Source organism: Virgibacillus chiguensis (genome assembly GCF_900129865.1).
Classification (GTDB): Bacteria; Bacillota; Bacilli; order Bacillales; family Amphibacillaceae; genus Virgibacillus; species Virgibacillus chiguensis.
The window spans coordinates 14,965-27,905 of the sequence record NZ_FQXD01000005.1 but is presented as its reverse complement, the minus strand read 5'-3'; the positions used below and the strand labels follow the sequence as shown (position 1 = coordinate 27,905).

Here is a 12,941-nt window from a genome sequence, read left to right as displayed (position 1 = left end):
CGTCCGACTCCATCGCCCAGCAACTAGGAGACTACACGAATCGCGCTAAGCTAAGTCATCAGCAGTTCGTGCTAAATAGGGAAGCCGACTAATAAAAGGACTTGAGCTTGTCATAAGGCGTCTGCAAACCCATGATTTCGTGTCGTTTCGTTCCACTCGCTACGTTGTTGACGGTGCAAAAAAGAATAGCTAGGCATTTTGTAATTGCTTTAAAAAGCCTAGCTCATATTTGTTTATTGACAATTATATCTTTTCCTTTAGCTTGGAACTATTTTTTCTTTTTCATCATCAGCAATTATATCAATAATTTTACCTACAACAAAAAAGAAAAAAACAAAAGAAAAAGCAATTAATGTAGAACCTAATATAGTAGCGTCTAATCTATCAGAAATGAGGGTAAACACGTTCATATAAATAACAAATATAATAATAAATTTTATCCATTCTATAAAATTTGAAGGACTTATATCTTCCAAAGAATTTATTTTTTTATTTTTTCTATCTATGAAAACAACAATTTCACTTAAACCTAAAACCAATGCATTTAGAAGTAAAAATCCAAAGAAGTACCATACATTATGCCAAAAACTAGAAAAATAATGAAACTCAATAAAAGGTAAATATGAAAGCAAATATATAACACCAAAAGAAATAAAAATAAACATAGAAACAATAAACGAAAGAATAACAAGAAACACAATAACGGCAACAGTCATACCAATAAAGTTTTCCGTCTTAGTAAACATGATAACCCCCTTATTTTTTTGAATAATTAGAATTAAGCACTTACTGAGCTACAACCATAAGATGGTTCTCTCCCAAAAAGATTAAGAGATCATTTTATGCACTACATATAGTATTTAAATTTTTATAAAAACAACCACATACAGGTTTTTGAAATTGTTATTTTTTAAATCAAAGAAGTGGAACAATTGCCCCCACTTCTTCCCAAACCTATGTTTAGTTTAATCCTTTTGCTTACGTAATAGTTGTTTAATTTCTGCCAGCTCTTTTTGTAATTCTGCGAGCTTTATATCCGTAGGTGAAGGTGATTCTTCCCTATTTGCTTCTTCCACATTGTTTACCACAACACCGACAAATAAGTTTACAATAACGAAAGCACCAATTAAAATGAACGTCACAAAATACCACCAAGAAGATGGGTCTTCTGCTAAAATAGGTCGCATCACCCCACTTGCCCAAGATTCTAAAGTAATAACTTGAAACAAAGTTAACAGTGATTGATGCAAGGTGCCAAAATATTCTGGCGCGATAGAATGGTAGAGTAATGTTCCGATTACGCCATACACATAGAAAAATAATCCTAATAACAGTAAAATTGTTCCCATTGATGGAATGGTTAATAACAAGGCGTTAACCATTTTGCGCAATGAAGGAATAATGGAAATCGCACGTAACACGCGAAGAACTCGCAAAATCCTTAGTACTGTTACATAGGAGCCTACTAGTAGATGCCCACTTAGTACAATGACAAAATCAAAAACACTCCAAGGATCTTTAAAAAAAGCTTTGATAGAAGTGCTTCCAATTAAACGTATAACAATTTCCACGGTAAATATCCACAGCAAGATTGCATCAATGACCATAAGCCAATGCCCGTATGTATTCGCAATCTGCGGATACGTTTCTAGCCCTATTAATATAGCATTTATAATAATTAAGCTAATGATGATATTCATAAATACTGGGCTGTTTGAAAGAGCCGAGCATCTTTGTTGTATCGCTGTCATATGCTACCACGTTCCCCCCATTATGTTCTGTTGTCATTTTACCTATTTTATGTGGATTTGTCACTTATCAACAGCGAACATCAAACTTCAATCTTTTTGAGAGCTAAGCTTATGAAATTAATACTATATATATAAAAGGGAAACAACATTAATAGTCCAATAGCAAAAAAACCTGATATCGGGTTAGGAGAGTCGCCTTCATTTATTATTGGGAATAGAGAAGCAGTGATATAAGTAAATAATATAAAATACGGAACCCAAAGGATCATTGTCCAAAAATTTGCTTTTCGATTCTTCAACCATTTCTTTGTTAGAATGAGTATCAAAATTGTACCAACTATAAATTCAATGATGATTACGACAGCAGTAATTGTATTTATTGTCGCTATCTTGCAACCTGTAAGCCGATTTATTCGATAGACGTTTCCAATAAGTTGAATGGGAATAAGTGCTATACACGCATATATAATACTGACTAGATTCAACTTTATAAAATATTTCATATAACTCTCCTTTCAAAGAAAATGAAACACCATAAATCCAATTATAATTGATTACAAAAACATATCCTAGATTATTCATAGTTGAATCCAAAACCCTTAAGAAACACCGTCAATTCAATATATAATTAGTAAGTTGTAATTCACTAAATAAGTGAAAAGGAGCCCAACCTTTGATATTGTATAAGTGACCAAACAAACACTAATCAAGGAGGACTCCATAATGAAAAGTGTAACGGAAAAGTCACTTAACTTCAACAAAATGATCAAGGTTAATTTTGATGGTGGAAATCTAACTTCAGACGCAGGATTATTATTGTATAAGGAATTTGATGAAAAGATTGGGCTAAGTCAGTCTATTCAAGCAACCTTTCAGGCAAATGATTCGGTTCACCACCGGAAGCATTCCAATGATGAGGTCGTTATTCAAAAGATTTACCAACACATTACGGGTTATCATACGGATGATCATGCCGACGAATTAAAGCATGAACCGATGTTTACCACTATACTTAAAAAAGACCAATTAGCTTCCCAGCCTACGCTGTCACGCTTGAACCAGAAATTTGATAAGGAGACAATGAAACAGCTTCAACAGGTTAACCAAACATTGAATGAACGTATTCAAGCCATTAAACCAAGTGATCATTTTGTTTTTGATTTAGATTCAAACTATGTCCAATATGGGATTCGCCAGCTTTATGTCGAAAAGTTGCATCTGGGTCGGATGGGTTTTGAAGAATCTGGGAAGTGAGTTTGCCACCTTCTACAGGCTTAACGTTACCATCTTTTGTGGCAACCGCCTGTTCTTTCAACAGACGTGTAAGATGTTCAAAACTACGGAAATTTTCCACACCAGCACAATCTTTCACCAACATATATAAATCATGTGCTTGTTGAATGAGATGTTCTAGCTTGGATTTTTCTTCTGTTGTTTTCGTTTGATAGATCGTTTTATTTTGGTGCCCCTTTTCAAGGTATGCCAAATAGGATTCGGGGATTTCCCAATCCGTTTTATTTGTTATCTCTCTTACCATATTGCGAATGACAGTATAATATAAATGAGTTCTATACGTGTCATGTTTTTACAAGAACTATTTATCAGACTGGAGTCCATTCGTGCTTTGGACTTGTTTAAACCGAGATACACGGCCATATTCTCAGCTAAATCTTCCATTTCTTGTTGGAAAAGACTTTCACCTGTTTGAAGCTCGTATTCCACGAGGCGTGCTCTGAAATTAGATAATGTATTAACACAAAGACGGTCATCGTTATCGTTTGCATCCAACCCCAATGCATACTGGTAGCGGTAATCAAAATACAGCGAACCAATCAGTTCTTCATCAGAAAGAGCATGTTCCATTTTAAGAATAAGTAGTCCTACCAATACGTTTACAGGCTTATTCGGGCGACTCGCTTTGTCGCTATAAAGAACAGAAAAGCGCTCTTCATTAATTTGCGAGAAGATAAAACGATAGAAGTCATCTGCCCAGCTTTTTTGTAACATGTCCATTACATAGCCTGGAAAGGATTGATCCTGATCAAATAGTGTTTTTTGTACGTCCTTCTTACCGTGCTTAAACATAATCCAAAACCTCCAACATCATTGTTCTATTTCAAATATAACGGATTTTTTCATCTGTTTGGGCGTTTTTTGACCTTTTTGGGTGAGAACCATTTTCTTTTAAAATAACAAGTGTTTTAAAAATTTCAATTACTCTTTTATCAATATTTGATATTATGATATAAAAGTATAAGGGGTGAGTTTTAATGTCTTCTTCTGATACAGATCATTTGGGTATTTGTAATATATATGCTCAAGATTCTTGGCACATGGAGTCATTTATTATTGGGAATAAAGAAGGTTTACTCGAGTTAAAAAACGCAATTGATGAAGCTTTAAATAATAAAATTGGAGAAGCAGAACTTTTCCCATCAGATTTTGAAGGATATACAACTTATGTTGCTTTAGTAGAAGATGAAGAAAAGTTTGCTAAACTATGTATGCCTTATACAAATGAACAAGGTGTAGGTAAAGAGGAATATTCCATACATCCTATCGATGTAATAAAGGAATTAAAAAAATAACAACATTTGATAAATAAATATGAAGGTCAAAACGCACACTGGGAAACAGTCTTAGTAATGCGGTTATTATGCCCGCAGGAGGAAAAAGAATTGCCTCAAATGATCCTAAAACCATTATCTAGGAACATCAAGGAACGTCTAAGGTATTTGACATATTATTTAAGGTCTTTACACATTCATGAATTCCAAACCAAATACTTGGAACGGAAGGCGGCGACTCCAGCGGGGAAAGCATGAGTCTTGAGACCCCACGGCGAACGGTTTTTGTGAGCGTGGAGGGCTCAAGACATGCCCGCGGAAAGCGTACGCCTGTAGCGAAAAGTAACGGGTGCACTAGCAGAACAATTTTTATGAATGACTCAAGATTGAGAAGGCGAAAGTTATGCCTAAACATACTATACAAGGAGGGTATATGATGAAAAAAACATATATAGGTGGAATTTTAATTTTAGTTAGTGCTATTATTTATGGTTCAATGCTAATTTCGGCTTCTATTTATTCAGAAACCTTAACTACAGAGGGTGTTGGTTGGGATTCGGAATATGGTATTTTTGGAACTGCTTTAAAAGAAATTGGAAATACACCTATTATAATATCTATTTTATCGGGAATTTTAGGTGTTATATTTATTGTTCTATCGTTAAGAATAAAAGGGGAAAATTAATAGTAGTTTTTGCGTTTTGAGCGAAGCGAAAAAATATGTGAATCAAAACCAATGGAATTGAATTCTGGCGAGGCGATGAAATTGGATTATGACCCTAACGTGAAAACACAGATTATAAAGCAAAAAAATGAACAAAAGTCGGACATACAGTCTGGGATTAATGAAACTGCAAAGTATCCAGTAAAAGATACGGATTTCATGACTGATGATGAAGGAAAGAATTTAATAAGTTTATCTGATTTAGAAGAAGGTGATTTATACCGATAACGATGAAAAAGCTGGTGAGTATCAAAATTGTACCAACTATAAATTCAATGATGATTACGACAGCAGTAATTGTATTTATTGTCGCTATCTTCCAACCTGTAAGCCGATTTATTCGATAGACGTTTCCAATAAGTTGAATGGGAATAAGTGCTATAAACGCATATATAATACTGACTAGATTCAACTTTATAAAATGTATCATATACTTTCCTATAGTGTAAAAAAACGACTGACCCAATAAAGAATGGATCAGTCGTAAAAACAGGAGTATAGCATCTGTTTAAACAGCGGCTTTTTTTACCTTATGCTTTCATTTTTTTAGCTACATCAATGGTACGTCTTGCTTGATGCTTCACAGCTTCTTCAACATCTTCTACCATTTTTCCGTCTTGTCCTTGTGTTACGCTAACACCATACGGATTTCCGCCTGATGTAAAAGCAACTTCATTTGTATATCCGGGTGGTACAATGATTGCTCCCCAGTGCATCATCGATGTATATAAAGATAAAACGGTCGCTTCGTGCCCACCATGCGGGTTAGAAGCAGAAGCCATTGCACTTACAACTTTATTAGCTGTTTTACCAGCTGCCCAAAGGCCACCTTGCATATCTACAAATTGCTTCATCTGTGAAGCGACATTACCAAACCGCGTTGGTGTAGAGAAAATAATGGCGTCTGCCCATTCAATGTCGTCTGAAGTAGCTTCAGGTATATTTTTTGTTTCCTCAACATGAGATTGCCATGCCGGATTAGCTGCAATTGCCTCTTTTGGTGCAAGCTCTGGAACCTTTACAAGTCTTACTTCTGCACCTGCTTCACTTGCTGCTTCTTTTGCCCAGTTTGCTAGTTGATAATTAATTCCTGTAGAACTGTAATAAATGACTACTAATTTTACTTTTTCCATAATATTGTCTCCTTTATTTTTCTTGCTAGATTGGATAGAAGTTTTATCAAAATAGAGAAATATGATCCTTATCTAGTTCTAAACTTTCCATTCTTGCTGCAATTTATTACAAAGCAACGTAGTTATTGTATCCCTATTTTTTATGGTAAGCGTACATACGGAACGTCTACTAAATACTTCCTATTAAACAAGGAACAGATAGAAGATAAAAACACTCGCCTATATTAAAGGTTCACTTTATAACTAGGTTACTTTATGTAACTAAAATACCCTAATCAAATACGTTTGTCAAATAAACGATCTTTATGACAAAAGTCGTCGTTCTCTGAAAGCATTTAATACTTATGTAAAAACTTACATAGGGGCTAGTAGCTTTATCATAACGGAGGGCGATTCACGCTCTGCACGATAGCTGGTGGCTTTCCTATAACACAAAAGTTTTACTTACTATTTGTTGTTACCTTTAAAAAAACAATTTATAATAGCATTGTGACAAGTGTCAAAAACATTAATCTCATAAAAAAAGGGAGCATCATCGATGGGAAAAAGAATTTTCTATTTTTTATTAACGAACGTTTTAGTGCTGTTAACAATTAGTATTATTTTTATGCTAATACCTGGAACATGGAATTATATTGGTGAGAATGGGCAATTACAACTCGGTACATTACTCATTTTCAGTGCCATTATTGGTTTCACAGGATCTTTTATCTCATTAGGGTTGTCTCGTTGGATGGCCAAAAAAATGATGGGTGTACAGGTACTAGATCCTAATGGCAATTTGAACACGCAAGAGCGACAAATTGTGGATAAAGTACATCGTCTATCGCGTGCTGCCGGATTAATGCACATGCCTGAAGTAGGGATTTATCAAGCAAAAGAAGTAAATGCGTTTGCTACAGGGCCTACTAAGAAACGGTCACTTGTTGCTGTATCGAGTGGTTTATTACAGGAAATGGATGAAGACGCTATTGAAGGGGTTATTGCCCATGAAGTTGCACACATTGCCAATGGCGATATGGTAACAATGACATTACTGCAAGGGGTTGTAAATACTTTTGTCGTCTTCCTTGCGCGCATCGCAGCTTTCATTGTGACTCGTTTTGTAAAAGAAGAAATAGCGCCTATTGTACATTTTCTAGCGATTATCTTCTTCCAGATCATCTTTTCTGCACTGGGTAGTCTCCTTGTATTTGCTTATTCCAGACACAGAGAATTTCATGCTGATAAAGGCGGAGCTGATTTAGCAGGAAAAGATAAAATGCGCCATTCATTAGAAGCATTAAAGCTATATTCCAACCGTGTACGTCAGGAAGAACAAGCAATTGCTACATTAAAAATTAACGGTAATAAGAAAGCGTCTATATTTTCCACACACCCAAGCTTAGATGAAAGAATTTCTCGTTTATCTTAAACTAAGTGCGTCTGAGAACTCGCACCAATCATGCGATTCTTGTATTGAAATGTGTTAAACGAAAACGCAAGGCAACCTCGATCCCTGATAAATGAGGTTGCCTCTTTTTATACATGCTTAAAAAGGTTTGATGTGTTTTACTTTTTCAATTCATTCCGTGCAGAACTTGCCTTTTTTCCTTTATATCTGACCTGAAATCCAGTTAAATAAGTAGCAACATAGGATAAATCGGGAAAAACCATATCCGCATCTCGCATATCCTCTTCTCTTCCCCCGACAAGTATGGAAGTTACACCAGCTTTTTTCCCCGTTTCCATATCAACATGGCGATCGCCAATCATATAACTCGTAGGTAAATCAATCTGATACTTCTTAGCTAATCGTTCAATCATCGTCGGATGTGGCTTTCTGCAAGCACATCCCGCATGTGGTTTATGCGGACAATACGCAACAGCGTCAATTACAGCACCGTGAATTGCCAATTCTTCTGTCATTCTTTGATGAACGTTCGTTAAGTCCTTCTCCGTCATATAACCTAAGCCAATACCACCCTGATTGGTTACAACAAATACAGCATAATCGAGCATGTTAAACTGTTTTATTGCTTCTCCAACACCAGGCAACAGGAAAAAATCTTTTGGCTGATTAACAAACGTAACACGATCTGACAACACGTCATTAATAACACCGTCACGGTCAAGAAACACTGCTGATGATTGCATATTTTCACCTCCATGTAGTAAAGCTTCCATCATAGACGACTTATATTTCCTATGACAACGATAGGACCTAAATTTTAAGAACTACTTCCATCACTTAACTGCGCTTTACAAAACGCAAATGGCTGCACTTCACCCGCTTAGTCAAATCTATATGCAAAAGTTTAAAAATTAATATTCCATACCTTCTTAATTAAACGCAAATAAAAAGCTTCATCTCTCTCATAAAGAAATGAAGCTTGTAATTATATTATTTCGAACCCCTTTGTTTTCATGCGCTTATTGAAAAATTATTTTTGTTCAATGAGTTCACGCATCGTCCCATTTTTCGCAAAATTAATATGCCAACTAAACGCTTTTTCCAAATTATGCGGTGTCTGTCCCCCACTTTGTAAAGCGTCTCTGTAGTATTCCCATAATTGCTCTTTATACATTGGATGTGCGCAATGTTCAATAATTAATGGAACCCTCTCTCGCGGAGCTAAACCTCTTAAATCTGCATAACCTTGCTCCGTAACAAGTACATCCACATCATGCTCTGTATGATCTACATGCGATACAAAAGGCACAACACTAGAAATATCGCCTGCTTTTGCAATGGACTTGGTTACAAAAATGGCTAACCTTGCATTTCTAGCAAAATCACCAGAGCCACCAATTCCGTTCATCATCTTCGTTCCACATACATGTGTTGAATTTACATTTCCGTATATATCAGCTTCCAAAGCCGTATTAATTGCAATAATACCTAGACGACGAATAATTTCCGGATGATTGGAAATTTCTTGCGGACGCATAATGATTTTATCACGGTAGGCATCAAACCTGCTAAAAACATCCTGCATTTTTTGCTCTGATAATGTTATGGAGCAACAAGAAGCAACGCTTACTTTTCCAGCATCTATTAAATCAAATACAGCATCCTGCAACACTTCCGAATACACTTCTAAATTTTTAAATTCCGACTGGAGCATACCGTGAAGCACCGCATTTGCAACGGAACCAATTCCTGATTGTAAAGGTGCCAATTGTTCTGTTAAACGCCCCTCGGCAATTTCTTTTCGTAAAAAATCCAGTAAATGACTAGCCATTATTTCTGTTTCATGATCTGGCTGTACAATCGTTGATGGAGAATCTGGCTGGTTTGTAAATACAATTCCTCGAACCTTCTCTATATCAATCGGAATACCGATTGTTCCAATCCGATCTGCAACTTTTTGGAGCGGTATAGGCTCTCGTTCCCCCTGTTGATTCGGACTATATAAATCATGCACGCCTTCCAATAATGGTGATTGTGACGTATTGATTTCTATGATTATTGACTTTGCATGTTCCGCAAAGACAAGCGAATTTCCAATCGAAGTAGTTGGTATGAACTGCCCGTCATCCGTTATAGAAATCGCTTCCAAAATGGCGTAATCCACCTTTTCTAACACATTTGCCCTTACCATTTCCGCTGTATGTGAAAGATGATGATCAACGAATAAATGTTCCCCGGCATTTATTTTTTTTCGCATCGTCGGATCAGCCTGAAATGGCAAGCGTTTATGAATAATACCTGCATCTGCCATCATTTTGTCAATATCAGAGCCTAAAGAGGCGCCTGTAAACACATTGACTTTCAGTTTTTCACCCGCTTCCGCTCGTTGAATAAGCGCTGTCGGCACAGCTTTTACATCCCCTGCCCGGGTAAAGCCGCTTAAGCCTAGCGTCATACCATCTTGAATCCAAGATGCTGCTTCTTCCGCAGTCACTACTCGATCATGTAAACGAGCATCGCCGATTCTATCCAATTTCATCCCCATCCCTAGACCCCTTTCCATTTTATTAAGAATATACAATCTATTTTATATGAAGCGCTTTCTTATTTGTGGATCTATGACAGAAATAGATAGATTCGGATTAAAGCAGCATATATATGGTTTAAAACACAGACCTAAAAGCCTAATAATTTTCGGAAATAACTGGAATACGATTGACTAACAGGAAGTTGATCCCCGTTATCCATAGCTAACAAAAAAGTAGAATGTGTATCAGGATAGATATGTGTAATATGGTTTACGTTCACAATAAATGACCGATGACACCGGATAAAATATTCCCTCGGTAACATATATTCAAATTCCTGAAGTGCTTTTCGATGTATACCTGTAAATTGTTTCGTAACCACCCATGTCTTCCTTTCCTTTACTTCCAAATAAAGGACATCATGAAACGAAAGCGGCTTCCAACCATCTGATGTCTTCACTGTAATAACGGACTTACCTTCTGTTAGGGCTGGGTAAATCGCCATTACACAACCTTCTAGTTCATTATTATAGTGAAATGGCACAGCCATTCCATGGTAAGGAACACCGTATATTTGCCGATCAATAAACTCGGATACCTTTTGTTCGGAGACAATTGCTTTATCTGCTAGCGTTCCTTCCTTAATCGGATCACCGGGACGAATTTTCAAATCAACTCGTAAGCTTGGACGATAGTAGATGTACTCTGTCGTCGAAGTAACAGCGATAGAAACTTCATCAGAAAACAACTCCCCAATTACATCCAATAAAGAACTCGTCGTAAGTCGTTGCATTTTTCTAGATACCCCTTTGCGAAGTCATTCATTGTTTCGATTCGTTACAGCTAGTTTATGGCAAAAGTTAATTTATATTATGAAAGCTTTTGTCTATCAAACGCTGCGTAGAAATAAAGAAATGGTTCCCACCTATGCGTCGTGACGGTTTTTATCATGTAAATGTTTCTGGCATAACTACTGTGACTACTTCCGCCTTGGCACAACAAATTTTATCCGCATAAACTTCTGTCATAACTTTAAACTTTTTCGGATGGATTTCCTCTACTATACCAATTGCTTTCAGTGGCGTACCATGTGGCGTTGGTTTCAAAAAATCTACATGCAACGAAGCAGTAACAAAGCGAGGTGGCTCTGCCCCATCCCCAATGACATGCCCATTTTTTTTATGCAACGCCATGGAAGCAGATCCAGTACCGTGACAGTCAATTAATGAAGCAAGTAAGCCCCCATATACAAACCCCGGAATCGCCGTATGTTCTTTACGGGGAGTATATGTAGTTACCGTTTGTTCGCCATCCCAAACTGTTTTTAATTGTAGCCCATATTCATTAAGTCTTCCGCACCCATAGCACCAAGCATAATCTTCGGGATAAATATCTTGAATTGCCTGTTCCTCCATTTCATCCCCTCCTTTCTGCCTAGTATATCACAGCTTCATATAGTAACTAGAAATTTAGAATATTTTTTAAAAATTACTAATTTTAAAACATAAACTTATATGTTTTCTAGTGATGACATTGGTTATAATGTTCGCTAGAATAAGCATAGAAGGGGTTGTTGAAATAAATTTTCTTCGTTAAAATAATAAGTTGGAGCTATGTTTCATAATCATTCAAAAGAAAATGTAGAGATGGGGTTTTGTGGCATGAAAAAACTAGTCATATTAGGTGGGGGATATGGCGGTCTGAAAGCGCTATTAGGTTTACTTGACCATCAGCTGCCAGAAGATGTAGAAATTACCCTTGTCGATAGGAATCCTTATCATTCTGTGAAAACAGAATTTTATACAATTGCAGCTGGGACGTCTGCAGATAAAGACGTGCGCCTCCATTTTCCTGACGATGAACGTGTTCGTTATGTGTATGGAGAAATAGAAAAAGTGGATACATCCAATGCAACAATTACTTTCTCCAATAAAAGTGAGGTTATCGATTATAATTACCTTATCATCGGATTAGGTTGTGAAGATAATTATCATGGTATTGAAGGCGCCAAACAGTTCACGCATAGTGTACAGACATTTTCTAATGCAAGAAAAACAGGGGTTGCTGTTTGTGATTTAAAAGCATATGGGAAGGTGTCTATTGTAGGTGCTGGATTAAGTGGTATCGAAGTAGCCTCAGAAATTAGAGAGAGCAGACCTGACTTAAATATTCGTTTACTTGATCGTGGTGCAACGGTATTAAAAGCATTCGATCCTAAAATTCAACAATATGTAGCGGAATGGTTTGTTGCAAATGACGTTGACGTACTACATCATGCAAATGTAGAGTATGTCGAAAAAGATGGCGTTTGCAATAATGGTGTTTGCTATGTAAATGACGTTACTATTTGGACAGCCGGCGTGAGACCAAATTATTTAGTACGCGAGCTTCCATTTGCTAAAGATGAGCAAGAAAAAATTATTGTCAATGAGTATTTCCAAGTTCCAGAGAATACAAATATTTACGTAGTAGGTGACTGCGCTTCTTCCGACTTTTCACCGAGCGGTCAGCTTGCTGGTCAACAAGGCGAACGCGTAGCGGAAGTGTTATTAGCTGTATTGCAAGGAAAACAACCGAAGAAACCAAAAGAAATTAGATTAAAAGGAACCTTAGGATCACTTGGAAAATCAGATGGCTTTGGCAATATGATGCAGAAACCATTGACTGGTCTATTACCGCGTATTGCAAAATCAGGTGTACTTTGGTTAAGTAAGCGGCACTAATTTACTAGATGATAGAACTACAATGAGTTTTTTTAGTTTATAGATGTGGCAACTAAGGAGTATTAGAAGAACTTAACTTTTAGCCAAGTCTATGGTGAGAGCTGTAGTTTTTCTATACGATA

Annotated in this window: 14 protein-coding genes; 6 read left to right on the top strand and 8 right to left on the bottom strand. The window is 36.6% G+C overall.

The window, feature by feature from the left end; translation table 11 throughout:
• Nucleotides 1-257: 257 nt before the first annotated feature.
• Together BUB45_RS07180 and BUB45_RS07175 are read right to left on the bottom strand one after the other, a co-directional pair.
• On the bottom strand, nt 258-746 hold the full coding sequence (locus BUB45_RS07180) for a hypothetical protein (RefSeq protein ID WP_073006767.1): 489 nt from the start codon (nt 744-746) through the stop codon (nt 258-260).
• Between the two features lie 219 nt (nt 747-965).
• Nucleotides 966-1,751, bottom strand: coding sequence for an ion transporter (locus BUB45_RS07175; RefSeq protein ID WP_073006766.1), 786 nt, complete (start codon nt 1,749-1,751; stop codon nt 966-968).
• A gap of 723 nt (nt 1,752-2,474) precedes the next feature.
• Here BUB45_RS07175 and BUB45_RS07165 point away from each other — a divergent pair.
• Complete coding sequence (locus BUB45_RS07165) at nt 2,475-3,005, top strand: transposase (protein ID WP_073006762.1); 531 nt, start codon at nt 2,475-2,477, stop codon at nt 3,003-3,005.
• Between the two features lie 276 nt (nt 3,006-3,281).
• Here BUB45_RS07165 and BUB45_RS07160 read toward each other — a convergent pair whose 3' ends face one another.
• Nucleotides 3,282-3,836, bottom strand: a complete 555-nt coding sequence (locus BUB45_RS07160; protein ID WP_073006761.1) for a transposase — start codon at nt 3,834-3,836, stop codon at nt 3,282-3,284.
• Nucleotides 3,837-4,021: 185 nt separating this feature from the next.
• Here BUB45_RS07160 and BUB45_RS07155 point away from each other — a divergent pair, with 185 nt between their 5' ends.
• From BUB45_RS07155 to BUB45_RS07145, 3 genes are all read left to right on the top strand, one after another.
• Nucleotides 4,022-4,339, top strand: a complete 318-nt coding sequence (locus BUB45_RS07155) for a hypothetical protein (protein WP_073006759.1) — start codon at nt 4,022-4,024, stop codon at nt 4,337-4,339.
• A 415-nt stretch (nt 4,340-4,754) separates the two neighbouring features.
• Entirely contained in the window at nt 4,755-5,003 is a 249-nt protein-coding gene (locus BUB45_RS07150) for a hypothetical protein (RefSeq protein WP_073006756.1), read from the top strand.
• A gap of 51 nt (nt 5,004-5,054) precedes the next feature.
• The gene (locus BUB45_RS07145) at nt 5,055-5,270 is read left to right on the top strand and encodes a protein rep (RefSeq protein ID WP_244527680.1); all 216 of its coding nucleotides are present in this window, start codon (nt 5,055-5,057) and stop codon (nt 5,268-5,270) included.
• A gap of 302 nt (nt 5,271-5,572) precedes the next feature.
• On the opposite strand, the gene wrbA is transcribed toward BUB45_RS07145, so the two are convergent.
• Nucleotides 5,573-6,175 carry an NAD(P)H:quinone oxidoreductase gene (gene wrbA / locus BUB45_RS07140; protein ID WP_073006754.1) on the bottom strand — a complete coding sequence of 201 codons (603 nt, stop codon included), beginning with the start codon at nt 6,173-6,175 and terminating at the stop codon, nt 5,573-5,575.
• Between the two features lie 538 nt (nt 6,176-6,713).
• On the opposite strand from wrbA, the gene htpX reads away from it, so the two are divergent.
• Entirely contained in the window at nt 6,714-7,589 is an 876-nt protein-coding gene (gene htpX / locus BUB45_RS07135; RefSeq protein WP_073006752.1) for a protease HtpX, read from the top strand.
• A 137-nt stretch (nt 7,590-7,726) separates the two neighbouring features.
• On the opposite strand, the gene BUB45_RS07130 is transcribed toward htpX, so the two are convergent.
• From BUB45_RS07130 to BUB45_RS07115, 4 genes are all read right to left on the bottom strand, one after another.
• Nucleotides 7,727-8,311 (bottom strand): D-glycero-alpha-D-manno-heptose-1,7-bisphosphate 7-phosphatase, encoded by a 585-nt coding sequence (locus BUB45_RS07130; RefSeq protein WP_073007180.1) that lies wholly within the window; start codon nt 8,309-8,311, stop codon nt 7,727-7,729.
• Nucleotides 8,312-8,598: 287 nt separating this feature from the next.
• Nucleotides 8,599-10,113: a succinyl-CoA:acetate CoA-transferase ScpC gene (locus BUB45_RS07125; protein WP_073006751.1), complete on the bottom strand. Its 1,515-nt coding sequence runs from the start codon at nt 10,111-10,113 to the stop codon at nt 8,599-8,601.
• A 131-nt stretch (nt 10,114-10,244) separates the two neighbouring features.
• Complete coding sequence (locus BUB45_RS07120; RefSeq protein ID WP_073006749.1) at nt 10,245-10,889, bottom strand: LytTR family DNA-binding domain-containing protein; 645 nt, start codon at nt 10,887-10,889, stop codon at nt 10,245-10,247.
• Nucleotides 10,890-11,043: 154 nt separating this feature from the next.
• Complete coding sequence (locus BUB45_RS07115; protein ID WP_073006747.1) at nt 11,044-11,511, bottom strand: PaaI family thioesterase; 468 nt, start codon at nt 11,509-11,511, stop codon at nt 11,044-11,046.
• Nucleotides 11,512-11,757: 246 nt separating this feature from the next.
• Here BUB45_RS07115 and BUB45_RS07110 point away from each other — a divergent pair, with 246 nt between their 5' ends.
• Nucleotides 11,758-12,819, top strand: a complete 1,062-nt coding sequence (locus tag BUB45_RS07110) for an NAD(P)/FAD-dependent oxidoreductase (RefSeq protein ID WP_073006745.1) — start codon at nt 11,758-11,760, stop codon at nt 12,817-12,819.
• Nucleotides 12,820-12,941 lie beyond the last annotated feature (122 nt).